The organism is Rhodococcus sp. MurmanLake-1, assembly GCF_056945715.1.
The window spans coordinates 545,593-570,457 of sequence record NZ_JBWZNF010000003.1; the positions used below are offsets into that span (position 1 = coordinate 545,593).

The following is a 24,865-nucleotide window of genomic DNA, read 5'->3' on the forward strand; positions in this document are numbered from 1 at the left end:
TCCATCGACTGTTTCCAACTGGTTCTGAACTGTTTCAGGTGTTGCTATCACTGTGGAGCTGTATCAGAACGTCAGGCCACCGACCGCCATTGCGCCTGGTTCCAACACCACGTCCACCGGCGCTCGGCCGTCGACCGTGACGCGATCCGTCCCCGGCAGGAGTCCGACAAACGAGAAGCGACCCTCGAACGGTTTCACCGTCCGCGCTATCGCGTGCCCGCATTGATCGACGCCGTTGATCACCACCGCCTCCGAGATGCCCGACGTCACCAGACCTGAGATCCGACCATCTGCCGAGACAGCTGTCCCCTGGTCTCTCCGACCACCAACAGAATTCCCTTGTGGATCACACACTCCCGGGGTGGTCGCCACCCGCACGGTGACATCGTCCGACCGCACGCGAGCCGCCCCTCGATCTGCGGTGACCAGTGCAGCAATCGATAGACCGTCGGCGTCTTCCCGCTTTCCCGCAATCATCGTCGCTGTCCGGGTGAAGTACCGGTCCGCTTCCAGATTGCCTATCAGGCAATGTAACCCGAACTCGTCGACACCCGAGCCGTCTCCGCAGTAGTCAGGCACGGACGGTAGAACGAAACCTCGAGGCACCGGAAGCTGCACGACCACGTCCGAGAGCGGGTTGCCCCGGACGCCGATGTCTACGACATACGTCACCGGATCACCCTCTCGGACAATGCCGTTGGACGGCCCGGTATCGAGCCCTGGACCGTCACCGGGGTCGAACGGCGGCGCACTGTCAATCGCCGTCAACTCGACTGTGAAGGGAGAAGCGGACTCTCCCTCGGCTGCCAATCGAACATCCGACTGCATCGGTAGCGCACCGAGCGCAGCTGCGCCGACAAGTAACACTCCTGTCACCACGACTACGCCTCGCACTCTTCGGGCGCACGCTCTCGGTCGGAGTCGGACCGTAACCGCCTTCGACCACACCACTGACAGACGAGTTCTCACGACACTCCTTCGATGGCCGACCCTCGGGGCCCGGTCGGGCACTCTCGACCAGATTTGGCGAATCCCGAGCTACGTTCAATAGAAGTCGCTCGAGGGACTCGAAAGCCAATGGTGACGGCATGATTATGTGGGTGAACTTCTCTCACCCGGGGTGAAGTCGCGGGTGAATTGCCCGGGATGACACGCTCTGGATTCGCACCAGCTACGCTCCTCCATGTAGATAGATGGATCGAGACAATCCGCCCAAATCCGCCAATTAGCGTGGGGCGTGAAAGCAGAAAGGGTCCGCGTTGATGTTCGGGAGGGACGGCCACGACTGGGCAGCTATTCCCGAAAGGCGCACTCTCACCGAGTCGATTCCTCGGCAAGCACTGTTCGCGAAACTGGATCGACGCGCCGCTCTGACCGTCGTCCGTGCACCGAACGGCCACGGGAAATCGTCGTTGATCGCATCGTGGCTGCGCGCCCATCTGGCATCCGAACGAATACTCGTCTGGGTCTCGGCCCCAGAGCCCTCGTCGACACTCGAAGATTTCTGGGCCGTTGTCCTCGATCGAATCCACGCTGCCGGAATCGCACTGCCCGACGTCGACGATCTCGCCGATCCTTTCACCGCTGCCGCCAAATCCCTGAACGCCCTCAGCCGCCCCGTGCTGCTCGTGCTGATCAGGCCGGATCTGATATCGGAACCAGAGTTGGACGATCAGTTGATCGATCTCCTCACCCTCTGCCACAACCTGGACCTCGTGGTCACGCTCTCGGGATTCGGCATGTTCGCCGAGCCATACCTTCTCGACACGGATCACGCGGTCATCGGCGCCGATGAGCTGTTGTTCACGACATCCGATACCGCCCAATTGCTGGAACAGGCGGGGGTGCGCACGGCTGAAGGTGATGCAGAACAAATCACATCCCTGACGGGTGGGCTGCCCGCATTGGTTCGCGCCGCAGTCGCCGCCGTCAGGGACTCACGTAACAGCAACCGTGAGCGAGAGATCAAAACGAACACCGCGCAAGCGATAGACGATTACGTGACTGATTCCGTTCTCGCCACCGCTGAGCGCCTAAAGCAACATGAGTTCCTACTCGCGACCGCCTTTGGTCGATCGATCACCGTCGGCGTCGCCACAATGCTGTTCGAGTCCCAGCGCCCTGACACTGCCGAAACCGTTCATGAGATCCGCTCGCGGCTGGTGACGCTGGAGACAGCCGGCTTGTTGTCGCGCGTCGAGGCCGAAGCCGACGAAACATGGGCATTGCCTCCCGCCATTCGACGATCGATACTCGCGCACCACACCCGCGCGGGAATCGATCCGTCGCAACGTCTTTCATTCCTCGCTCACAATCGACTCGACAACGGTCATCACGCGTCGGCGCTGGACTACGCGGTCGAGGCACAGAACTGGACCCTGGCAGTAGACATCGTCGAACAACATTGGGTGACGATGATCGTGCATAACCTGGACTCGGTTCGCTCCGCCCTCCAACGGATTCCGGCGGAAGCTGCCGACAAGCACTCTGCCGTTGAGGCCGGGCGTGCCTTGTTCACGATGCATCCGAGCAAGCGATCCACGGTAATCGACTTGCTACCCGAATCGCCGGCCGAACTGTGGGAACTCGGCGCCCAACCCAGCGCGAAGGACGCCTTGAGCATCGCCTGCGTTCAATCGATCATGCTCAGGATGGCCGGTGAATACGGGCTCTCGGCAGAGACCACCAGGCGACTGTCTCACCTCAGCCGCAGTGCGCTGGAAAACAATCCGGAAGCGGTCAGCGCACAACTCCCCCTGATGCGACTTCAATGGGCGATCAATTTTCAATTGAGCGGCAGGTTCACCGAATCCACGATCAAGGCTCGAATGGCATACCACGGCGCCCTGTCTCACGGAGTCGACTTCATCGCTCGCAACTCTGCGGGTAGTGCCGCCCTGAATTGGGCTTTGGCAGGTGAGCCGCGGCAGGCCAGACACTGGTTCGAACTCGAACAGAAGCATCCTGACCCCGGGGGCTGGCTCGAACCTGTAGTCAAGATCGCCGGCTTGACGGCACGGGCTCTCGCCGCTCTCGACACACTCGACTTCGGTGACGCACGTATCGCACTGACCGAACTCGGCGTTCCGTCCGACACCGAGGAGCTATGGGCGTTCGTCGTCTATGCGCACAGCCAATTTGCCCTGACTCAGAGCAGTGCATCTTCCGCTCTGTCCTTGCTCCACAACGCGATTGGAGTGCATTCCAAGCAGTACACGGCCACGTCTTTCGCGCTTCCTCTGCTGCAATCCGCAGAAATCGATCTCCTGCTCGCACTCGGCGAGGGAAACAAGGCGACGGCTCTGGCCAAGGAAATTGCCGATCCTGCAGCCAACCCGTGGACGCTCGCGTCGGTGGCGCGTTTACGTCAGCGAATCGGCCAGAACGAGGCCGCTGTGGCGCTGTGCCATCAGTTCGACTGGTCTGGCGAATCCTATCCGCGGGCACAGATGGAATCGCTTCTGGTGCAAGCGGTTGCACACTCCGAGCTGGGTGAGCCACGCCTCGCCTCTCAGGAGTGGTCCAGAGCGTGCAGTATCGCGGACCAAACCGGACTTCTGCGTCCGTTCGCGACCATTGGATCGGCGGACGTCGAGAAACTCGAATCGATGGCAGTAACAAAATCGCGTGCACTCGCCGAGTTCTCGAAAAGTGCTCCTGCGGAATCATTTCCGGGATCCGTACGTATCGTGGAGCTGACCGAACGCGAACAGAAGGTCCTCTCCCTCCTGGCGCTCGGCATGGGATCGGCCGCGATGGCCGACAAACTCTACGTGTCCGTCAACACCGTCAAGACTCAACTGCGCACTCTCTACAAGAAGCTCGACGTACACAATCGAAACGAAGCGATCACGAAGGCACGTCAGCTGCGCCTGCTGTAGTCCCGTGTCGGATCTGATTCGGACTACATTCTGTAGGCATGAGCACCGATACCTGTGTCTTCTGCAAGATCGTCGCGCTGACCGAGCCGGCGATTCTCGTCCACGAGAGCGAGACGACTCTTGCATTTCTCGACGCCCGACCGGTGAGTCGCGGACACACCCTGGTGGTCCCCAAGCGTCATGCAGAAAACCTCGATGCTCTCGAAAGCCACGAGGGCGCAGAGATGTTCCGCGTCGGCACGCTCATCGCCGGAGCTCTACGCCGCTGCGACATCGCCGCTGACGGAGTCAACTTTCTCGTCAACGACGGGCGTGCCGCGGGCCAAACCGTGTTCCACTCGCACCTCCACGTCGTCCCCCGCCATCGCGGCGACAAGGCGAAGTTCGCTGCCGGACTCCTGGCCAGGCGAGCCGTCGAACTGGAGCAGGTGGGCGCGTCGATCCGCAGTCAGCTCACCGTCTGAAGGAATTCCGTCACCACTTCGCGATAGCGCTGCGGTTGATCGTCGTGAACCAGGTGGCCTGCATCGGCAATACGTACGTACCGAGTTCCCGGCCTCTCGGCCATCTCTCGCATCTGTCCCTCGGGGGTGATGGTGAACTCTCCCTCGATCAGCAAGGTCGGCACGTCGATCGCCTTCCACTGATCCCAGAAATGCCTCGTGCCCCACTCCTCCGAGATGTCGCGGAAGGTCGACACCTCGCCGTGCAGGTACCACCCGTCGTCGCGGCGGTCGAAAGAGTCGAGAAAGTACTGGCCGGCGACGGGCCCGAAGAATTCCTTCATCGCGTCCTCGGAAGCAAACGGCTGCGGCCACGCCGAGATCATCTGAGCCCAATCCGCGGCGGTGCGTCCGCGAAAATCCGGAGCCATGTCTTCGAGGACCAGTGCACAAACCTTTTCGGGATGCGATGCAGCGAAGCACCACGCGTGCAGAGCCCCCATCGAATGGCCGATCACGATCATCGGCTCCTCGATGGACGCAACGGCAGACGCCAGGTCGTCGACGAATGCCTCGGTGGTCAGCTCTGACGGCGCGGGCCGGCCGTGACCGGCGGCGTCGAACGTGTAGACGTGGCCGAACTCGCGGATCCACGGCACCTGGCGTCGCCACGTCCTCGAGCTGCCCATGAGGCCGTGCAACAACAGAATCGGTTGTCCTGTTCCACCTTCGTCATGCAACACGAGTGTCACGGTACGCGGTGAAGGTGCGCGGGTAATGTCGCTTGCATGGCAGTCGTGAAGATCAATGCAATCGAGGTCCCCGAGGGCGCCGGCCCCGAACTGGAGAAGCGCTTCGCAGCACGCGCTCATGCAGTCGAGAACTCCCCGGGCTTTCTCGGATTCCAACTCCTCCGCCCCACCGCAGGTGAGAGCCGCTACTTCGTGGTGACGCAGTGGGAGTCCGAGCAGGCGTTCGCCGATTGGCGTGACGGCCCTGCCCGCGAAGCCCATTCCGGCGAGCGTGCGAAGCCCGTCGCTTCGGGTGCGTCGTTGCTCGAGTTCGAAGTTGTCCTGGACGTCGCCGCAAAGAGCTGATCTAGAACGATTGTGCCCGCCTTGGCGGGCACAATCGACGGTCATCTCGGCTTACGCGTTGACACGGTGCGGGCAGTAGTGCAAAAGTTCGCATGTAAACGCGATGGTCCGACAGGAATCCGGTGAAAGCCCGGAGCGGTCGCGCCACTGTAATTCGAGGTGAAGTGCCTTTTTCGGCACGACTATTTCGACAGCCAGACACTTCGGCCATCGCATGGACCTAGGGGACGCGAAAATCCCAGGAGGCTTCGATGGCTCTCGCCTATTCTCCCGATACGTCGATCGATTCGACTCGTCTTGCTTTCCTCGCCGCTGCAGTAGTTCTGTTCGCGATGCTCGCTCTCTACCTGGTCGGATTCGACCAGGGCGCTATCTCTCGCACCGGCATGTACATGCATGAATTGATGCACGACGGTCGACACTTGATGGGCCTGCCGTGCCACTAGTCGACAATTTCACGAAGCTTCTCATTCGTGGTTTGTTGGCTGGTTTGATCGCAGGCATCCTTGCCGGCGGAGTTGCATTCGTGCTGGGTGAACCGCACGTCAATGCCGCCATTGCGATCGAAGAAGCCAACAGCGCCACCGGTGAGGTTGCCGGCGAAGCCGCTGGGCATTCGCACGGTCACGAAGAAGAACCACTGGTGAGCCGCGACGGGCAGCGCGCCGGGCTGTTCCTGGCCACAGCGCTGGCCGGACTGGCACTCGGGGCAATCTTCTCGGTCGTTGCCAATTACGCTCGACGACTCACCGGAATGTCCGGGCCGTTGTTGGCGATCACCATCGCCGTCGGTGGTTGGCTGGCCATCGAGGCCGTGCCCTTCTTCAAGTACCCGGCCAATCCGCCGGCCGTCGGAGATCCCGACACCATCAACCAGCGCACACTGCTGTGGCTGGCCGCCGTGATTCTCGGGCTACTGTCCGTCACCGCGGCAGCAGCGGCGGCAAAGGCAGTTTCCGGGCACGAGTTCCTCAGCGTGCGCATCGCTGCTCCGGTGGCTGCGTTCCTGGTGATCGCCACGATCGGTTACGTCTCGCTTCCCGGCATCAACGAGGTGGGCGAGGACTTCCCGGCAACTCTGCTGTGGGAGTTCCGACTTTCCTCGCTCGCTACGCAGGCGACGCTCTGGCTCGTGCTCGGGTTGGCATTCGCCTTCCTCACCGAGCGCGCGACCAAGAACACCGAAGTAGCAAAAAAGTACGCCCTTCGCTGAACCTGCTGTGCGCCTTTATTAACCGCGGGCGGTTAATAAAGGCGCACAGCAGTTCTATTTCAGCTCAGGTGATGCACTTCCTGCAGTCCGTACACCGGCGTCGGGATGCCCTCGTAACGCGCCTTCAACTGCAACGCCAAGTACAGCGAGTAGTGGCGCGACTGGTGCAGATTGCCTCCGTGGAACCACAGCGCTTCCTGCTGCGTCGGCTTCCACATGTTGCGCTGCTCGCCTTCCCACGGTCCCGGATCCTTGGTGGTGTTCGACCCCAGGCCCCACACCTTGCCGACCTTGTCGGCGGTGTCCTGACCGATCAGATCCGCCACCCAGCCGTTCATCGAGCCGTAGCCGGTCGCGTAGACCACCACGTCGGCAGGCAATTCCGTACCGTCTTCGAGGATCACGCTGTTCTCGGTCAGCTCACGAATGTTGCCGTGCGCGAGCTTGATGTCCCCGTTCGCGACCAGTTCGGCCGCGCCGACGTCGATGTAGTACCCCGAGCCGCGGCGTAGGTACTTCATGAACAGACCTGAACCGTCGTCGCCCCAGTCGTGCTCGAAGCCCGCCTTCTCGAGGCGATCGTAGAAATCCTTGTCGCGCTCACGGATTGCGTCGTACACCGGGATCTGAAACTCGTGCATGATCCGGTACGGCAGCGAACCGAACGTGAGGTCTGCCTTGTGTGTCGTCATGCCCGCGGCCAGTGCTCGCTCCGAGTACAGATCGCCCAAGCCCAAATCCATCAGCGAATCCGACTTCACGATGTGCGTCGAGCTGCGCTGCACCATCGTGACGTCGATGCCGTTCTCCCACAGTGCGCCGCAGATGTCGTGCGAGGAGTTATTGGCCCCGATCACGACGACCTTCTTGCCCACGTACTGATCCGGGCCGGGGTGCTTGCTCGAGTGGTGCTGATCGCCGAGGAACTTGTCCTGCCCGGGGAACGTCGGAACGTTGGCCTTGCCGGACATACCCGTCGCCATCACCAACTGCTTGGGACGCAACGTCAGCTTCTCGCCGTTGCGGTTGACCTCGACGGTCCATTCCTGGGTCTTCTCGTCGAACGACGCGGAGGTGCAGGTCGTGGAACTCCAGTACGGAACCTCCATGACCTTGGTGTACATCTCGAGCCAGTCGCCGATCTTGTCCTTGGGCGCGAACACCGGCCAGTTGTCGGGGAACGGCATGTATGGCAGGTGGTCGTACCAAACCGGATCGTGCAGGCACAGGGACTTGTAGCGTCCGCGCCACTGGTCGCCGGGTCGCTCGTGGCTGTCGATCACGATGGCCGGAACTCCGAGTTGGCGCATCCGGGCACCGAGGGCGATGCCTCCCTGTCCGCCGCCGACGATCACGACGTAAGGCTGTGTGGTGTAACCGAGTTCGCGATCCTCGATCTCCTTCTGCTCGGCCCACGTGATGCGGTTCGGGTCTGCTCCGTGCTTCGCTCCACGAGGCCGGCGAGTGCCCTTACCTTCTTCGTGTCCCTTCAATTCCTGCAACGACGTCAGCAGGGTCCAACCTTCATCTCCTTTCAAACGAAGGTGCCCGTGCGCGCGACCGGTTGCAGTCTCGAATTCGATCCAGGCCGACGTGACGCCGTCGGCTTCGTCGGGTGTCTCGGTGGTCCGGAATCCCGAAGGATCGGTGTCGTCGAGACGCTCGGAGAGCATGTCGGCAATCTGCTCGCGACCTTCGACGGTCTTGATGTTCCAGGTGAACGACACCAAGTCTCGCCAGAAGCTGTCGAGTGCAAATTTGCCTGCCACACGCTCGATGTCACGAGCCGCGAGGGCCGACTCGAAATCCGCCAGCCAGGCGTCGACGCGTTCCTGAGGTGTCACCGCCGTCAACTTCACCTCGGGGGTGACTGCGGAATCGATGGTTTGCGTCATCACTTCTCCTTGTTTGTGAATGTGACACACAGCACATCCCATAAGTGGCCCCGGTCACAAGCGTTGCAGTCTGTTGCAATCAGCGGGCGCGGTGCCGCCGCCCGATACCGGTTACCCACACCGATGTGCGGGCAACCGACTCACCCCTCAGCAGGCTTGGATTTGCCGAGTCCCAGCGACTGAAATCCCACGACGTAGAACAGCGTCCACAACACGGCCCAGTCCACGAAACCCAGTGCATTGCCGTGCAATCCGTCGACAACTGCCGGCTCGTGAAGAATATGCTCTGCCGCAAAGCGGTAATAGAACAAGAATGTGACCACCGCGAGCGCAAACGTGAGCAGCGCGCGGATCGCCAGGTTGACCCCGTCCGCAAAGCCCGTGGGCTTGTTACCGAAGGCGTTGGCCCAGAAGATCATCCAGAAGGCCCAGCACACACCGAGCTGCGCCGGGAACTGATGGACCACACCACCCAACTCGGCAACGGCATCGCTTCCCACCAACACCTTCACGACCGGAAGTGCCACGAAGTACAAGCCGGTTCCGACGGCGAAGTTACCGATCGTGGCTGCGAGCGCCGTCTTACCGCCGCCGCCGAACAGTCGCCACGGCCAGTTGTCGAGCGTCTGGCCAGTCAGGATCACGACCACCACGACGCAGTAGAACCACCCGAGTACGGTGTCGACGGTCATCAACGGATCCGTGGCGGACAGCGACACGGACGGCAGACCGAACACGAAGTACAGCGCCAGCGTCGGGACGGCGACAAACGCGATCTCACACAAACCCACCAACGGCTGCTTCATCCCTAGGGAAGTCCACGGCCAATGCTGCCAGTTCAGGACCACCATCACCCAGGTCCCGAAGCCGAAGAGCACGAACAGCGCACCCGCGAAATATCCGAGGCCGCCCTCACGATCGGCCGCGAAATCCGGGTACAAACTCCCCAAGCCGTTTGCCAGGAGCCACGTCACCACGACGGCGAAGACCGCGGTCGCGACCATGATCGCCAAGCCTTTCGCCGGCTGCGGGAGTCGATCGAAGCCGGCGAACTCGCAATTGAAGCCGATGAACACAACAAAAAGGATTGCCCAGAAAAGCGCCGCGTTGAACGGCAGAGGATAGAAACTCCAGGGACTGGTGGTCGGATCGGCCAGAAGGTACCAACTCGCCACGGCCAGCACGAGAACGATCACGAGGTTCGCGATCCCGAACCCGATCCAGCGGCGTGACGGTTGTCGGCTCGGCGTGGCCGGTTCCGTGGGTGTGTCGACTGTAGCGGTCATGTGCCCTCTCCCAGATTGTCTCGCAAGATGATTCGCGAAGTGGTGGCGCAACTATGGAACCGTCGCGCGGGGTACCGGGAGGGTTGCCGAGGGTTGCAACTGCTGTCCGATTTTCCGGAATTGCAACACGGTGCAACCCTTCCGCATTGTGGTCGCCGTCACATACAAATCACTCACCGGTTCACAACCGACTGGTTCACTGCTTACGAGGAGATCTGCATGAGCATCACGGGCAAGGTAGTACTGGTCACCGGCGCCGGCCAAGGAATCGGACGCGGAATCGCTCTCCGCCTCGCCCACGACGGCGCCGACATCGCGTTGGTCGACCTCGACCAGACCAAGCTGGATGCGGTTGCCGACGAGATCAGACAGATCGGTCGTCGTGCGACGACGTTTATCGCCGATGTCAGCGATCGCGCGCAGGTTCACGCCGCAGTCGAACACGCGCACAGTGAGTTGAGCGGATTCGACGTCATCGTCAACAACGCGGGAATCGCTCTCGTCGGCCCGATCTCCGATGCGACGCCGGAAGAGGTCTCCAAGATCTGGAGCGTCAACGTCGACGGTGTCCTGTGGGGAATTCAAGCCGCAGCGGCAAAGTTCCAGGCGCTCGGTCAGCGCGGAAAGATCATCAACGCGTCGTCCATCGCCGGTCATGACGGGTTCGCCATGTTAGGTGTTTACAGCGCAACAAAATTCGCGGTCAGGGCCCTCACTCAGGCTGCGGCCAAGGAATACGCGTCCGACGGAATCACTGTCAACGCGTACTGCCCCGGCGTCGTGGGCACCGACATGTGGGTGACGATCGACAAGAGGTTCGCCGAGTTGACCGGTGCGCCAGAGGGCGCCACCTACGAGAAGTTCGTCGGCGGAATTGCGCTGGGTCGAGCTGAAACCCCCGACGACGTAGCCGGTTTCGTCTCTTACCTCGCTGGGCCCGATTCCGACTACATGACCGGGCAGGCCGGTCTCATCGACGGCGGTCTCGTCTACCGCTGACCGAGGTGTCTTCACTGAAAGCGGCGTCTTCGCTGAAAGCGATGTCTTCACTGAAAAAGCGGTTGCCAGAGCCTGCGATGCCGCCCGGCGAGGATCCTCGCGACTACGCGAGGACCCTCGCCGCGGTGTACGACGCGACGATGGCCGGAGACCGCGCACCGGCCCGCCCACGGGACGTGGTGCGCCAATCGTGGCAGCGTCTGCGCGAACTCGGTATCGATCCCGAGCACAGCCGGGTCGAACCGTCGATGGACGTCGCCGAACTCGATCTCCGTCGCCGTGAGTCCGGACTGTACGACGTGCTCGACGACGTGACACGCGGACTCGAATCGGTCACCGCGAGCGGTGAGAACATCATGGTCGTCGCAGATCTTCGCGGAACTGTACTGTGGCGCAGCGGTTCCCATCGCGTACTGGACCAAGCTGCGCGTCTGGGATTTGTCGAAGGGGCGAACTGGGCGGAGGACAGCGTCGGCACCAATGCCATCGGAACGGCATTGGTGTCACGACAGGCGGTTCAGATCTTCTCGGCGGAACACTATGCGCGCAGCCATCATCCGTGGACGTGTGCGGGGGCGCCCATCCGCGATCCGCGGGACGACCGTGTCATCGGCGTCGTCGACATCAGTGGTCCTGCCAAGACCGTCCATCCCACGACGCTCGCCCTGGTCGACGCCGTCGCACGCCTCGCTCAATCACACCTGCGCGACAAGCATCGGGACAATCTCGATCAACTACGTTCTGTTGCAGGGCCGATGCTTGCACGAAGCGGATCACCCGCATTGGTGATCGACACCCACGGATGGGTCGCAGCGGTCGACGCGTTACCTCATCGCTCGCGCGTGCTGCTCCCCGCAGCTTTGGCTCCCGGCAGGACATGGTTCCCGGCACTGGGCCTGTGCGAACTGGATCCGCTTCCCGGCGGGTGGTTGGTTCGACCGATCGTCACCGGCGAGAGAATCAGCGCGCCCACGGTGCATATCGATCTGCGCGATTCCGAGAACATGTCGGTGACAGTCACGTCGGGTTTCGGCGAATGGGCATACGCCCCCACCCAACGACATGCGGAGATTCTGTTCCTCCTCGGATCCGAGAGACGGGGACTGACTGCATCGCGGTTGGCGCAAGATCTGTTCGGCGACCCGGCCCGCACGGTGACCGCGCGGGCCGAGATGTCGCGTCTGCGAAAGAATCTCGCCGGAGTTGTTGCAGCGCAGCCGTACCGGTTCGTCGATGCAGCGCACGTGACGTTGTCCTGCCCCGTGAACGGCGCACATCTGTTGCCGTTTTCGAATGCTCCGGCTGTGCGTGCCGCTCGCCTTTCTCAGGCCGGTTCGGAGGCCTGAGTGAGCAACTGCAGAAACACCTCTTCGGGCTGAGCGCCGGACACGGCAACCGCACGGTTGGCGACAAAGAATGGAACGCCGCTGACCTGCAGTTGGCGGGCCATGGACAGATCTTCGCGGACAGCCTCCGCTGCGGCATCGGAGCCCAGTTGCTCGCGCACGACATCGGCGTCGAGGCCGACGCTCACGGCCAGCTCGACCAGCACCTCACGGTCGTCGATCACCTTGCCGTCGCTGAAGTGCGCTTTGAACAGCGCTTCGAGGAGTTCGTTCTGCCGCTCACCCGCGAGATGCAGCAACCTGTGCGCATCAAAGGTATTGGCGGCGATCACGGTTTCGAAGTCCAAGGTCAACCCGACCTCGGCGGCCGTCGCGCTGACGTGGGCGAACATCTGACGTACCTGATCAGGCGCCATCCCCTTCATTTCGACCAAGGCGTCGAGTTCGGTTCGGCCCTCTCCCACCGGGGTCTCCGGAGCGAGCTGGTACGAGCGCCAGATGACGTTGACGCGGTCCTTGTTCTCGAAACGATCCAGCGCCGAGAGGAACCTGGTCTTTCCGATGTAGCACCACGGACAAGCGACGTCCGACCACACTTCGATGGTCACGTCTTGGTCAATCACGATTTGATCAGTCACCGAAGGTGCAACAACGAACAGGGTCGGGATTAGTCCCGAGTCACGTCACAAGGCCACACCGGAACGCGATCAACGATGCACTCACGCGGTTGGGCACACCCAGCTTGCCGAACAGCGAAGAGATATGCGTCTTGACGGTGGTCTCACCGAGGTACAGCCGCTCCGCGATGACGCTGTTGGCCGCGCCTGTCGCCAGGATTGTCAGCACTTCGCGCTCGCGCTCGGTGAGCGAAGCGAGCGGAGTCTGATCGGGCGCTTGCCGACGCGGCGACGAGGCCACGATGGCGCGCAGAGAATCGCAACTGAACAACGAGTGGTCCGACGCCACTACCCGCACTGCCTGCTGGAACGCCTGCGGAGCTGCGTCCTTGCTCAGGAAACTGTGCGCGCCCGCCTCGACTGCCTGCACAACCATGTCGTCGACGTCGAAGGCGGTCATGGCAATGACCTTCGGTGGATTGCTCATGGTCATCAATTCGCGCGTGGCCTCCAAGCCGCCGACCCGTGCCATTTTCAGATCCATCAGCACCACGTGGGGACGAAAACGAGTGACCTTGGCTGCGACCTGATCGCCGTCCTCGGCCTCGGCAACCACCACGATGTCCGGCGCTGCTTCCAGGATGTCCTTCATCCCGCGCCGAACCCACGCGTCGTTGTCGACGATCAAAACTGTGATGCGCGAGTCAGCGTCCATAGTGCGCTCAGATTACCCAGAGCCCCCGACAGTTAGAGGGTGGGAGGGCTACGACGACCAGGGCACCCAGCAACTGACGAGGAAATCGTCCCCCAACGCGCCTGCCTCCACCTTGCCGCCGATCTCTCGCGCCTGTTCGGCCAACCCGCGTAGGCCGGATCGAGAACCGATCGACGTCATGGGTGCAAGCTCGCTCAGCTTGTTGCGTGCGAGGATGCGGATTCCGTCGTGCGGCGACCCGGTCACGGAAATGACGAGCATCTGGTCGCTCGCGTACTTCTGGACGTTGGTCAACGATTCCTGAACGACGCGATAACAGACATGCCCCGCCAACATTCCGACATCACCCGGGAGCAACTCGGATTCGAGACGGCAGTGGATGCCTGCCGCGCGTGCACTGTTGACCAGGTCACCGATCGCGTCGATCCCCTGGTGCCCACCGTGTTCGCGGCGATCACCGCTTCCCCTGAGCACTCCGACGATTCCCTTCAATTCGTCCAAAGCCTCGTGTGCGGTGGTTCTGATCATCGCTGCGGTGTTGACGACCTTCTCGGGATTGTCTGCCGCGCTGACCTGCAACCCGCCGGCGAACAACGAGATCCGGCTCAAACTGGCCGCGATCGTGTCGTGCATGTCGCGAGCGATCCGCGTTCGTTCCTCGGTGCGAATCATCTCGTCACGCATCACATCGGTTTTCTCGGTGGCCAGATCCCGTACGTGCTCTGCCTCGACGAGTTCGGTTCTGGTCCGAATCAGGAGCGAGAGCGCCACGACAATGCCGACCATGACGGCAGCGACGAGCCACGGGATCCAGATGGCGACGTCGTATTGAACAACCACCGAACCGTCTTTGGGTTTCGCGGTGCCCATCGTGAGAACGGAGTACTCACGATTTCGAAAAGCGTCGTAGGTCAACGAAATTCCGCACACGACGAAGACAGCTGCCGCGGCTGCCGCAAGCTGAGGCCCACGCGCGATCCGAGCAACGGCGAACAACGCGATGAGCGCCGCCGTCGCATCGGTGGGGAAGAACAGCGGGCCGACCAGCGTGATCGCCAGAACCACCCAGGGATGTTGATGCCGCCAGACAAGCGATATCCCACCGGCCACGCCCAGGACGAACCCGATCCCGACCAATGCCGGTGGCATATTTCCCGACGCGCCTGCGATGCCCACCGTCATGAAGGAACAGAAAAGGCTGAACGCGACGGCGGCGGTAGTCCATACGCGTCGTCGCACAACGGTTCCTTTGGTGGTGATCACCGAGCAAGCGTATCCACCGCCACCGACGCCTCGAATCAGCCGAACGGGTGGACGAACCGTCAAGCTCCGACCGAAAGGATGAGGCTCCCCGATCTTTCGACCGAAGCGGTGAGCGGTCCCCACATCGTTGACTTGTGCCATACCAACTCTCGAAAGGCGCACATCATGCGATCACTCCGTACTCCCCTCGCCCTCCTCGCCGTCGGCGCAGCCCTGTTCGCAACCATCGCCTCGGGCGAGACCGACGAAGCGAAGAAGGTCGACGACAACGGTTCTTCCGCCGCACCCGCGGCTGCCTTCGGCATCGGTGACGTCGTCGAACTGGGCGACTGGCGCGTCCAGGTACACGGCGTTGTCGATCCCTATGTCTCGACCAATCAGTTCATCACCGCGGATCCCGGAAACCGCTACGTCGTGGTCGACACCGAGGTCACCAACAACAGCGACAAGCCGTCGACCGTGTCATCGATGATGTGCTTCGAACTGCAGGACTCGACCAACAAGTCGTACAACATCACGTTCACCGACAGCAGCACGTCGAGTGTCGACGGAGAGCTTGCGCCGGGTGCAGCCAAGCGAGGCGAATTGGCGTACGAGGTCCCCGAAGCCGCCACCGGTCTTCGCCTTCAGTTCAAGTGCGACCTGTTCTCGTCCGGCTCGGCAACCATCAACCTGTCGTGAACCGCCCGGGCGATCTGCTGCTGAGTCCGTGGGCGCTGGTCTCGGTGGCCGTCATCTTGGTCAACGACCACGTACTCAAAGGGGCATTCGGGAACACGATGACGGGCAAGCTGTCCGACGTCGCCGGCGTGTTCCTGTTTCCCTTGCTTCTGCTCTCGGTTCTCGAGGTGCTCAGACGAAAGCTGGCGGGGCGAGCAGCGATCGCCTGGTCCATCGCGGTCACGGGCATCGGCTTCGCCGCGGTGAAGACGGTCTCGCCGATCGGCGACGCGTACGAGTGGGTGATCGGGTTTTTCCGCTGGACCGCAGGAGGATTCCGCGGCGAGCTCTTGCCGATCGTGGTCTTTCGTGATCCCTCGGATCTGTGGGTGCTCCCGATATTGTTCGCAAGCTACCTGGTCGTCACACACAACCGCACTCGGGCGCCGGAGGGGGCGCCCGAGCACGAGGTGATCAGTCCAGTGCCGCATCCAACGTGATGTCGACGCCGGTCAGTGCCTTGCTGATCGGGCACGTTTCCTTGGCCGCCTGGGCAACCTTGGCAAAACCGTCGGCGTCGAGGCCGTCGACCTCGGCGCGAACGGTGAGCTTGATTCCGGTGAGCTTGAAGCCGACCGTGTCGGGGCCCAGCGACACGTCTGCGGTGATGTCGAGGCTCTGCGGGGTTCCGCCGGCCTCGGCGATCAGTGCCGACAACTGCATCGCGTAGCAGGACGAATGTGCCGCGGCGATCAGTTCTTCGGGGCTGGTGGTTCCGCCGGCTTCCTCAGCTGCGCGCTTGGGGAACGACACATCGAAGGTCGCGACACCCGAGCTGGTGAGTTCGACCTGTCCCGACCCGGCTTCGAGGGTGCCGTTCCAGGCGGTGCGTGCGGTACGAGTTGGCATTGCTGTCCCTACTTCCGTCTTCACATGATTCGGTGAACGCCTTGCGATCACGAACCTACCCGCGATACGTGAAGTCACACCTACTGTTTCGGACTGCGCTACCCCAGGAGAGTCGCGGTCAGCAATTTCTCGACGCGTGCTTGCGCGGAGTTCTCCGAGGAAAAGTGCACGATCCTGCCGATGTCGAAGACCAGACCAAGCGCCGCGTGGACGAGGAACCGCGCTTGGACGATCGTCAACTCCGGCCGCGCCTCGACGCACAAGTGCGCCCACTCCTCCACGTTGAGCCGCTGGATGTTCCGCAACTCGGTCCGCGACCGGTCCGGCAAGCTGCCGATCTCGGCGAAATAGACTGCCAACAGTTCGCTTCTGCCGAACGACACCTCGACGTACATCTTGGCCAATGTCTCTACGGCCGCGAGTGGTGTCTCCGACTCCGCCAACGCCGAACCCAACGTCATCGTCAGGCGATCGGACGCCCGGTGGAAAGCCGCGGCGAGTAGATCGGCCTTGCTCGCGAAGTGCCGGTACACGCTCGACGCGTTGATACCCGCTGCGGCGCCGATCTCCTCGATACTCACGTCGTGATAGCCGCGCTGATAGAACAGCAATACGGCTTCCTGAAGCAGCACTTCACGTTTCGACGTCCGGGCAAGGCCGGGTTTGCGTTCGGGCGCCTGTTTCTTGCCGCCGCCCTTCGCACCAACGGGCAACTCGACGCCGATCACCGACCAACAAGCTGTGAGAATCAACGATTCGATCTGCTTGGCGGACAACGCCGATCGATGACCGGTGATACTGGCGATCACGCTGAGCACAGCCGGTGCGATCAGCTCGACGTCGGCCGGGTCCAGTTCCGGGCGCACTGCGGCCAACGGCTCGGCAATCCGAAGATTGAGCGTGCGCATTCCCTCCCGCAATTGCTCACGATCCTCGTCGACCAGGTACCGGCCCTCCCAACGGTAGAGCCCTCCCCTACGCCGATTCTCGATCGTCGCGCGGATGACCCCCACCATGGTGGAGTTCAACTGCTCGCGTGGATCGTCGTTTCCGTGTACCGCGGGATCGCTGGCATCCAGCAACGCCTGGGTCAGGTTGTTCACGGTGTAGACGAACAGCGCGTATTTCGTGGGGAAATGACGATAGAGGGCCGGCCCGGAGATTCCGACCTTCGCTGCGATCTCGTCGATGCCGACCGCGTGGTAGCCACGTTCACTGAATGCCTCCGCGGCAGCGGCCGCGATTTGGGCCTTCCGATTCTTCGGACGCGTTCGTGGTGCAGAGCCACTGCCGCTCACGGAGACGCGTGTCTGTCCGGGCACCTGACCCTCCACTTCCGTTGCTTTCTTCCACTGCCTTCGTCCGCTGCACCGCACTTCTACGGGCGCGAGTCCGAACGGACCATGTTAACCGTCGCGAAGGTCGCAATTCGCGCCCGGTATGGCTTCACCCGAAACCCTACAACGCGGCTGTCACGGCGGACGGATTCCGGAAAAAGAGTCTTGACACCCGCTCTCACATCGGTGTTATGTTAGTGATGATTCGCACAAACTTGCACGCAGTCCGCTGGCGGGCTCGTTCCATACAGCGCAGGATTTTTCTTCGCCTGCAATAGGGTTCGATGCCGATTGACCGATCGTAAGAAAGTAGTTGTGAGCAGATGATTCGCACTCGCTTCACCGAGATGTTCGGCGTAGACCATCCGATCGTGCAGGGCGGCATGATGTGGGTAGGACGCGCAGAACTTGTTGCGGCCACGGCCAATTCCGGCGCCCTGGGGTTCCTGACCGGCCTTACCCAACCCACTCCGGAAGATCTCGTCAAGGAAATTGCTCGGACCCGCGATCTCACCGACAAGCCTTTCGGCGTCAATCTCACGATTCTGCCGTCGATCACGCCGCCGCCGTACGCCGAATATCGCCAGGCGATCATCGAATCCGGGATCAAGATCGTCGAGACGGCCGGTTCCAATCCGATCGATCATCTTCCGCATTTCAAGGACGCGGGCGTGAAGGTGATCCACAAGTGCACTGCAGTTCGTCACGCGGTCAAGGCCGAGAGACTGGGCGTCGACGCCGTCAGCATCGACGGCTTCGAATGCGCCGGACACCCAGGTGAAGACGACATACCAGGGCTGATTCTGATTCCGGCGGCCACGCAGCAACTCACGATTCCGGTGATCGCGTCAGGCGGAATCGCAGATTCCCGCGGACTCGTCGCGGCGCTTGCGCTCGGAGCAGACGGCGTCAACATGGGAACTCGATTCATGTGCACCGTGGAATCTCCTGTAGCACAATCGGTTAAAGAGCAGATAGTCGCCAACACCGAGCGTGACACCAAGCTGATTTTCCGGACTCTGCACAACACCGCACGCGTAGCAGCGAATGCGATCAGCGCCGAAGTCGTCGACATCGAGGCGCGCGGCGACGCGCAGTTCAGCGACATCCAGCATCTGGTCGCCGGGGCACGCGGGCGCAAGGTCTTCGAAGACGGCGATCTCGATGCAGGCATCTGGTCCGCCGGGCAAAGCCAAGGGTTGATCAACGACATCCCGACCGTCGCCGACATGATCGACCGCATGGTCTCGGAGGCCGAACACCTCATCACCTCACGGCTTTCCGGATTCGTCACCGCTGTGAGCGCGGCATGACCGCCACCGCTGAGACGGGCTTTCGCTCCGAAATCACCGACGGTGTACTGCGATTGACCTTCGACCGCCCGAAGCGGATGAACGCGATCGACCTACCCACGATGACTGCTTTCGCAGCCGCCGTCAGAGAGGGCGGCGCAGACCCGAGAGTTCGTACCATCGTGATCACCGGATCCGGTCGAGCGTTCTGCACCGGAGCCGATCTTGCGGCAGCGGCCCTCAACCCCGCAGACCCGAAAGTTGTCATGGATGCGGCGACTTCTCTGATTCGCGCCATCACCAGCGCCCCGGTCCCGGTGATCGCCGCGGTCAACGGCCCGGCAGCCGGCGTCGGAGTGTCCATCGCCCTGGCCGCGGACCTGACGTACGCAGCATCGAGCGCCTATTTCCTCCTCTCGTTCGTCAACATCGGCCTGATGCCCGACGGCGGCGCCAGTGCGCTGGTGCCGGCAGCGATCGGACGTGCCAGAGCGGCCGAGATGGCATTGCTGGGCGAGCGGGTTTCCGCCGAGGACGCAGAGCGTTTCGGGCTCGTGTCCCGCACCATCGCAGACGACGCGTTCGACGCACTCGTCGACTCGGTCGTCGATCGCACGTCGAAGGCTCCCCGACGCGCACTCGAACTCACCAAGCGCGCACTCAATGCAGCGACGCTGGACCGCCTCGATGCCGCGTTGGAGCTCGAAAATACCGGTCAGGCAGAACTTCTCACCGGTGACGACTTCAAAGAAGGCGCGATGGCGATGCTGCAGAAGCGCGCACCGCACTTCAAGTAGTCGTTGCGAATTTTCGTTAACAAAACCACTGTGAGAATCGACGGCTCACTGTAGCCTGAGTCACACAATCACCCACGCATGAGAGGAACCCATCGATGGCCTCCACCGATGCAGTCTCCGAGGCGCAGCGTTCACGCCGCACCAACTGGAACAATCAGATCGCCAGGCATGCGCAGATGATTCCCGATCGCACCGCGCTGCGATTCTTGGGCGATTCCATCACCTGGAGCACCCTCGACGCACGCGTCGAGAAGCTGGCAGACGCTCTAGCCCGACGCGGCGTCAGCTTCGGCGACCGCGTGCTCATCCTGATGCTCAATCGCCCCGAATACCTCGAGATCGTGCTCGCGACCAACGCATTGGGCGCGATAGCTGTTCCGGTGAACTTCCGTCTCACGCCACCCGAGATCGCGTACCTGGTCAACGACTCCGGCTCCAAAGTCATTGTCGCCGAGGGACCATTGGCTCCACTGGCCGGAGCGGCGCGTGCCGCGTCAGAGGGTATCGACATCTCCATCACCGTAGGCGCCCCCGCCGAGGGTGACAGCCTGAACTACGAGGACCTGATCAGCGAGGCGGGCGAGCCGCACGCGTTCTTCGACATCCCGGACGACACTCCTGCACTCATCATGTACACCTCGGGAACCACCGGTCGCCCCAAGGGTTCGGTGCTCTCCCACTCCAACCTGTCTTCGCAAGCATTGACCTGTATCAGGGCCTTCCACCTGTTCAATGCCGATTCCATCGGCTTTTGCGCGTCGCCCATGTTCCACATCGCGGCCCTCGGTTCCATCGCGCCGAGCCTGCAACTCGGCACGACCACGGTGATCCATCCGGTCGGCGCATTCGACCCTGGTCAACTACTCGACATTCTCGAAGCCGAGAAGGTCACCAGCTTGTTCCTCGTGCCCGTGCAATGGCAGGCCGTGTGCGCAGTGCAGAAGGCGCAACCTCGAGCACTGTCGCTGAAGAACATCTCGTGGGGCGCCGCACCATCGTCCGATACCATCCTGCGGGCAATGGCCGAAACCTTCCCGGACGCATTCAATGTCGCAGTCTTCGGTCAGACCGAGATGTCGCCCATCACTTGCGTTCTCGACGGTGAGGATGCGATTCGCAAGCTCGGATCCGTCGGTCGGGTCATCCCGACCATTTCGGCCAGGGTCGTCGACGAGAACATGGACGACGTGGCGCCCGGTGAAATCGGTGAAATCGTCTACCGCGGGCCCACGATGATGAGCGAGTACTGGAACAACCCCACCGCCACCGCTGACGCCTTCCACGGTGGATGGTTCCACTCCGGCGATCTCGTTCGAGTCGACGACGAAGGCTTTGTCTACGTCGTCGATCGCAAGAAGGACATGATCATCTCCGGCGGAGAGAACATCTACTGCGCCGAAGTGGAAAACGTTCTCTACGAACACGAATTGATCGTCGAAGCGGCCGTCGTCGGTCGCCCCGACGCCAAGTGGGGTGAGGTGCCGGTAGCGATCGTCGCGATGGCGCCAGGTTCAGCCGTGGACCTGACCATCGAGGAACTGAGCAGCTTCCTCAATGATCGTCTCGCGCGTTACAAGCACCCGAAGGACATCGTCGTCGTGGAAGCGCTGCCGCGCAATGCAAGCGGCAAGGTCGTCAAGGGCGAACTGCGAGAGAAGGTTCGAGCGGTCGACGCAGTTTCCTGACTCCACACGCAAACGGGTGGCACCGCCAGCGGGGTGCCGCCCGTTTGAGTGTGCCCGTCAAGCGCTCTGCGAATGCAACTTCCGATGCAGTTCTCGCACCAGCGGAACCAACTCCGGCACCGGACCTTCGACCGGGACGTTCGGCGCAACCTCGTTGACGGACAGAGACTTCACCGGCGCCGGGGCCGCACCCCACTCCGCGAGCCAGTCGCCGAGTTGAGCCGAAGAGCAGATGTAGACGATACGTCCGAGGCCCACCCATGCGTGCGCAGCCGAACACATCGCGCAGTGCTCTCCCGAGGTGAATACCGTTGCCGTCGAACGCTCTTCCGGCGTCAGATACTGAGCCGCCCACCGAGCCAGCTCGAACTCGGGGTGGCGGGTGTTGTCGCCGCCCGCGATCCTGTTTCGATCTTCCCCAGAAATGTTCCGTCGGCCGCTGCCAGGACGGAACCGAAAGGTTCGTCGCCGGCATCCAATGCTTCCGTTGCCAATTCGACGCAACGACGCAGGTGACCCAGTTCGATGTCGTTCATGTGTACGCCCTCTCCCGTGATACACGAAACGGGCGGCACCGGTGAGGTGCCGCCCGTTCGTTACTTACTCTGCTGTACTACTCTGCTGCGCTTTCGCTTTCGCCGGCCTTGGTCAGCTCGATCGGCGGTGCGTCCGGCACGTCGATCGGCTTCTTGGTGGGCGTGAACGTGAACTTCGCGTCCTCTCCCGAGCCTTCGCCGTCCCAGTTCTCGACGTCGACGAGCACGATGTGGCCGGGTCCGATCTCTCCGAAGAGGATCTTCTCGGACATCTGGTCTTCGATCTCGCGCTGGATGGTGCGACGCAGCGGTCGTGCACCCAGTACCGGATCGAATCCGCGCTTGGCCAGAAGCGACTTGGCCTTGTCGGTGACCTCCATGGCCATGTCCTTGTTCTTGAGTGCCGCCTCGACGCGAGCGAGCATCAGGTCGACCATCTGAACGATCTGCTCGTTCGTGAGCTGATGGAAGACGACGATGTCGTCGATACGGTTCAAGAACTCGGGACGGAAGTGCTTCTTCAGCTCGTCGTGAACCTTGAGCTTCATGCGCTCGTAGTTCGACTCCGTGCCCGTTCCCGAGCTGAAGCCCAGGCCGACTGCCTTGGAGATGTCCGACGTACCGAGGTTGGACGTGAAGATCAGCACCGTGTTCTTGAAGTCGACGGTACGTCCCTGACCGTCGGTGAGACGGCCGTCCTCGAGCACCTGCAGGAGGGTGTTGTAGATCTCCTGGTGTGCCTTCTCGATCTCGTCGAACAGCACAACGCTGAACGGCTTGCGGCGCACCTTCTCGGTGAGCTGGCCACCCTCTTCGTATCCGACGTACCCGGGAGGGGCACCGAACAGACGCGAAGCGGTGAAGCGGTCGTGGAACTCGCCCATGTCGATCTGGATCAGAGCGTCGTCGTCGCCGAACAGGAAGTTGGCGAGCGACTTCGCGAGCTCCGTCTTACCGACACCGGACGGGCCGGCGAAGATGAACGAGCCCGAGGGACGCTTGGGATCCTTCAGACCTGCACGCGTACGACGGATCGCCTTCGAGACGGACTTGACTGCCTCTTCCTGGCCGATGATCCGCTTGTGCAGTTCCTCTTCCATGCGGAGCAGACGAGTGGTCTCCTCCTCGGTGAGCTTGAAGACGGGGATACCGGTCCAGTTACCCAGAACCTCGGCGATCTGCTCGTCGTCGACCTCGGCGATGACGTCCAGGTCGCCCGCGCGCCACTGCTTCTCACGCTCAGCGCGCTGAGCAACGAGGGTCTTCTCCTTGTCACGCAGGTTCGCAGCCTTCTCGAAGTCCTGCGCGTCGATCGCGGACTCCTTCTCGCGACGCGCGTCGGCGATGCGATCGTCGAATTCGCGCAGGTCCGGCGGTGCAGTCATCCGACGGATGCGCATTCGCGCGCCCGCCTCGTCGATGAGGTCGATCGCCTTGTCCGGCAAGAAGCGGTCGTTGATGTAGCGGTCGGCCAGCGTCGCCGCTGCCACGAGAGCACCGTCCGTGATGGAGACACGGTGGTGAGCCTCGTAGCGGTCACGAAGACCCTTGAGGATCTCGATGGTGTGCTCGACGGTCGGCTCGCCCACCTGGACGGGCTGGAAACGACGCTCGAGAGCGGCATCCTTCTCGATGTACTTGCGGTACTCGTCGAGAGTGGTGGCACCGATGGTCTGCAGCTCACCGCGGGCAAGCTTGGGCTTGAGGATGGAGGCCGCGTCGATAGCGCCCTCGGCCGCGCCCGCACCAACGAGGGTGTGCAGCTCGTCGATGAACAGGATGATGTCTCCGCGGGTGTTGATCTCCTTGAGAACCTTCTTCAGGCGCTCTTCGAAGTCACCGCGGTAACGGCTGCCGGCCACGAGCGACCCGAGGTCGAGCGTGTACAGCTGCTTGTCCTTGAGGGTCTCGGGGACCTCACCGTTGACGATTGCCTGAGCCAGGCCCTCGACCACAGCGGTCTTACCGACACCGGGTTCACCGATGAGAACCGGGTTGTTCTTGGTACGACGCGAGAGAACCTGCATGACGCGCTCGATTTCCTTCGAGCGGCCGATGACCGGGTCCAGCTTGCCTTCGAGGGCAGCTTGCGTCAGATTGCGACCGAACTGGTCGAGCACGAGCGAGGTGGACGGCGTGCCGGCCTCTCCGCGGGTGCCACCGGTTTCGGTGGGCTCCTTGCCCTGGTAGCCCGACAGCAGCTGGATGACCTGCTGGCGGACACGGTTGAGATCGGCACCGAGCTTGACCAGAACCTGGGCTGCTACGCCCTCACCCTCACGGATGAGACCGAGCAGAATGTGCTCCGTACCGATGTAGTTGTGTCCGAGCTGCAGCGCTTCGCGCAGACTCAGCTCGAGGACTTTCTTGGCGCGCGGTGTGAAGGGGATGTGACCGGACGGAGCCTGCTGGCCCTGGCCGATGATCTCCTCGACCTGGCTGCGGACTCCCTCGAGGGAGATACCCAACGACTCCAACGACTTGGCTGCAACACCTTCGCCCTCGTGAATGAGGCCGAGAAGGATGTGCTCCGTGCCGATGTAGTTGTGGTTGAGCATCCTGGCTTCTTCTTGAGCCAGGACAACAACGCGCCGCGCGCGATCGGTGAACCTCTCGAACATCGCTCTCCCTCACACTCTCCGGCGGGCAGGTTCGAGACCGGATGTCTCGTCCCTGGTCGCCGCGTTTCGCTCCGGCACTACAGACTGATCGCCTCGCCGGTCAGCGGACTGACGTCCACGAATCGACAAAGGTTGCACGACCCCACTTATTACTCTAGAGGGCGCGAAGTCCACCTGCTGCTCCTCCACCCGATTGGCGGCGGAAGCCGGACTGCTTACCGTTCACAACGTCGCAGCTGAGGGAATCGTTTCCCGGTTCCTGTACGCCTGAAG

Annotated in this window: 22 protein-coding genes, 1 pseudogene and 1 riboswitch; of the genes and pseudogenes, 12 read left to right on the forward strand and 11 right to left on the reverse strand. The window is 62.2% G+C overall.

Features of this window, described 5'->3' with window-relative positions; all coding sequences use genetic code 11:
* Nucleotides 1-63 precede the first annotated feature (63 nt).
* Nucleotides 64-876: a hypothetical protein gene (locus AC2ETI_RS12490; RefSeq protein WP_483633976.1), complete on the reverse strand. Its 813-nt coding sequence runs from the start codon at nt 874-876 to the stop codon at nt 64-66.
* Between the two features lie 386 nt (nt 877-1,262).
* Between AC2ETI_RS12490 and AC2ETI_RS12495 the strand changes: the two genes are divergently transcribed.
* Together AC2ETI_RS12495 and AC2ETI_RS12500 are read left to right on the forward strand one after the other, a co-directional pair.
* Nucleotides 1,263-3,881 (forward strand): helix-turn-helix transcriptional regulator, encoded by a 2,619-nt coding sequence (locus AC2ETI_RS12495; protein ID WP_483633977.1) that lies wholly within the window; start codon nt 1,263-1,265, stop codon nt 3,879-3,881.
* 38 nt (nt 3,882-3,919) lie between these two features.
* Nucleotides 3,920-4,345, forward strand: a complete 426-nt coding sequence (locus tag AC2ETI_RS12500; RefSeq protein WP_019746817.1) for an HIT family protein — start codon at nt 3,920-3,922, stop codon at nt 4,343-4,345.
* Here the strand turns inward: AC2ETI_RS12500 and AC2ETI_RS12505 are convergent.
* Nucleotides 4,330-5,067: an alpha/beta fold hydrolase gene (locus AC2ETI_RS12505; protein ID WP_029254422.1), complete on the reverse strand. Its 738-nt coding sequence runs from the start codon at nt 5,065-5,067 to the stop codon at nt 4,330-4,332. The genes AC2ETI_RS12500 and AC2ETI_RS12505 overlap by 16 nt on opposite strands.
* Nucleotides 5,068-5,112: 45 nt before the next feature.
* Here AC2ETI_RS12505 and mhuD point away from each other — a divergent pair, with 45 nt between their 5' ends.
* The 3 genes from mhuD (at nt 5,113) to AC2ETI_RS12520 (ending at nt 6,634) form a co-directional block, all read left to right on the forward strand.
* Nucleotides 5,113-5,421 (forward strand): mycobilin-forming heme oxygenase MhuD, encoded by a 309-nt coding sequence (gene mhuD / locus AC2ETI_RS12510; RefSeq protein ID WP_007726927.1) that lies wholly within the window; start codon nt 5,113-5,115, stop codon nt 5,419-5,421.
* 87 nt (nt 5,422-5,508) lie between these two features.
* A riboswitch (cobalamin riboswitch) is annotated at nt 5,509-5,647 on the forward strand.
* Nucleotides 5,648-5,672: 25 nt separating this feature from the next.
* Nucleotides 5,673-5,867 (forward strand): CbtB domain-containing protein, encoded by a 195-nt coding sequence (locus AC2ETI_RS12515; RefSeq protein ID WP_003945915.1) that lies wholly within the window; start codon nt 5,673-5,675, stop codon nt 5,865-5,867.
* Complete coding sequence (locus tag AC2ETI_RS12520; protein ID WP_483633978.1) at nt 5,858-6,634, forward strand: CbtA family protein; 777 nt, start codon at nt 5,858-5,860, stop codon at nt 6,632-6,634. The genes AC2ETI_RS12515 and AC2ETI_RS12520 overlap by 10 nt, the downstream gene beginning before the upstream one ends.
* Nucleotides 6,635-6,693: 59 nt before the next feature.
* On the opposite strand, the gene AC2ETI_RS12525 is transcribed toward AC2ETI_RS12520, so the two are convergent.
* Nucleotides 6,694-8,529 carry a flavin-containing monooxygenase gene (locus AC2ETI_RS12525; RefSeq protein ID WP_020968370.1) on the reverse strand — a complete coding sequence of 612 codons (1,836 nt, stop codon included), beginning with the start codon at nt 8,527-8,529 and terminating at the stop codon, nt 6,694-6,696.
* 140 nt (nt 8,530-8,669) lie between these two features.
* Nucleotides 8,670-9,815, reverse strand: a complete 1,146-nt coding sequence (locus AC2ETI_RS12530) for a hypothetical protein (RefSeq protein ID WP_046377895.1) — start codon at nt 9,813-9,815, stop codon at nt 8,670-8,672.
* A 219-nt stretch (nt 9,816-10,034) separates the two neighbouring features.
* Here AC2ETI_RS12530 and AC2ETI_RS12535 point away from each other — a divergent pair, with 219 nt between their 5' ends.
* Complete coding sequence (locus AC2ETI_RS12535) at nt 10,035-10,814, forward strand: acetoin reductase (RefSeq protein WP_020906092.1); 780 nt, start codon at nt 10,035-10,037, stop codon at nt 10,812-10,814.
* A 77-nt stretch (nt 10,815-10,891) separates the two neighbouring features.
* Nucleotides 10,892-12,160 carry a GAF domain-containing protein gene (locus tag AC2ETI_RS12540; RefSeq protein ID WP_042950667.1) on the forward strand — a complete coding sequence of 423 codons (1,269 nt, stop codon included), beginning with the start codon at nt 10,892-10,894 and terminating at the stop codon, nt 12,158-12,160.
* Here the strand turns inward: AC2ETI_RS12540 and AC2ETI_RS12545 are convergent.
* The 3 genes from AC2ETI_RS12545 to AC2ETI_RS12555 are packed head-to-tail and all read right to left on the reverse strand — an operon-like array spanning nt 12,139 to nt 14,896.
* On the reverse strand, nt 12,139-12,783 hold the full coding sequence (locus AC2ETI_RS12545) for a DsbA family oxidoreductase (protein WP_232816808.1): 645 nt from the start codon (nt 12,781-12,783) through the stop codon (nt 12,139-12,141). The two genes, AC2ETI_RS12540 and AC2ETI_RS12545, sit on opposite strands and share 22 nt — an antisense overlap.
* Before the next feature lie 55 nt (nt 12,784-12,838).
* Entirely contained in the window at nt 12,839-13,492 is a 654-nt protein-coding gene (locus AC2ETI_RS12550) for a response regulator (RefSeq protein ID WP_021342792.1), read from the reverse strand.
* 48 nt (nt 13,493-13,540) lie between these two features.
* A complete protein-coding gene (locus AC2ETI_RS12555; RefSeq protein WP_387405097.1) occupies nt 13,541-14,896 on the reverse strand; it encodes a sensor histidine kinase in 1,356 nt (451 codons plus the stop codon).
* Nucleotides 14,897-14,920: 24 nt separating this feature from the next.
* Here AC2ETI_RS12555 and AC2ETI_RS12560 point away from each other — a divergent pair, with 24 nt between their 5' ends.
* A complete protein-coding gene (locus AC2ETI_RS12560; RefSeq protein WP_019746807.1) occupies nt 14,921-15,436 on the forward strand; it encodes a DUF4352 domain-containing protein in 516 nt (171 codons plus the stop codon).
* Nucleotides 15,433-15,915, forward strand: a complete 483-nt coding sequence (locus AC2ETI_RS12565; RefSeq protein ID WP_387405096.1) for a hypothetical protein — start codon at nt 15,433-15,435, stop codon at nt 15,913-15,915. Before AC2ETI_RS12560 ends, AC2ETI_RS12565 begins: the two co-directional genes overlap by 4 nt.
* Here the strand turns inward: AC2ETI_RS12565 and AC2ETI_RS12570 are convergent.
* Together AC2ETI_RS12570 and AC2ETI_RS12575 are read right to left on the reverse strand one after the other, a co-directional pair.
* The gene (locus AC2ETI_RS12570) at nt 15,890-16,324 is read right to left on the reverse strand and encodes an OsmC family protein (protein WP_003945839.1); all 435 of its coding nucleotides are present in this window, start codon (nt 16,322-16,324) and stop codon (nt 15,890-15,892) included. The genes AC2ETI_RS12565 and AC2ETI_RS12570 overlap by 26 nt on opposite strands.
* 98 nt (nt 16,325-16,422) lie before the next feature.
* The gene (locus AC2ETI_RS12575; protein WP_172932236.1) at nt 16,423-17,646 is read right to left on the reverse strand and encodes a TetR/AcrR family transcriptional regulator; all 1,224 of its coding nucleotides are present in this window, start codon (nt 17,644-17,646) and stop codon (nt 16,423-16,425) included.
* 338 nt (nt 17,647-17,984) lie between these two features.
* Here AC2ETI_RS12575 and AC2ETI_RS12580 point away from each other — a divergent pair, with 338 nt between their 5' ends.
* The 3 genes from AC2ETI_RS12580 (at nt 17,985) to fadD5 (ending at nt 21,435) form a co-directional block, all read left to right on the forward strand.
* On the forward strand, nt 17,985-18,974 hold the full coding sequence (locus tag AC2ETI_RS12580) for an NAD(P)H-dependent flavin oxidoreductase (RefSeq protein WP_019746804.1): 990 nt from the start codon (nt 17,985-17,987) through the stop codon (nt 18,972-18,974).
* The gene (locus AC2ETI_RS12585; RefSeq protein ID WP_133727742.1) at nt 18,971-19,750 is read left to right on the forward strand and encodes an enoyl-CoA hydratase; all 780 of its coding nucleotides are present in this window, start codon (nt 18,971-18,973) and stop codon (nt 19,748-19,750) included. Before AC2ETI_RS12580 ends, AC2ETI_RS12585 begins: the two co-directional genes overlap by 4 nt.
* A gap of 95 nt (nt 19,751-19,845) precedes the next feature.
* Nucleotides 19,846-21,435 carry a fatty-acid--CoA ligase FadD5 gene (gene fadD5, locus AC2ETI_RS12590; protein WP_400822882.1) on the forward strand — a complete coding sequence of 530 codons (1,590 nt, stop codon included), beginning with the start codon at nt 19,846-19,848 and terminating at the stop codon, nt 21,433-21,435.
* Between the two features lie 57 nt (nt 21,436-21,492).
* Here fadD5 and AC2ETI_RS12595 read toward each other — a convergent pair.
* Together AC2ETI_RS12595 and AC2ETI_RS12600 are read right to left on the reverse strand one after the other, a co-directional pair.
* Nucleotides 21,493-21,971 (reverse strand): annotated as a pseudogene (locus AC2ETI_RS12595) (nucleoside deaminase).
* 77 nt (nt 21,972-22,048) lie between these two features.
* Nucleotides 22,049-24,592 (reverse strand): ATP-dependent Clp protease ATP-binding subunit, encoded by a 2,544-nt coding sequence (locus tag AC2ETI_RS12600; RefSeq protein ID WP_003945604.1) that lies wholly within the window; start codon nt 24,590-24,592, stop codon nt 22,049-22,051.
* Nucleotides 24,593-24,865: the final 273 nt, after the last annotated feature.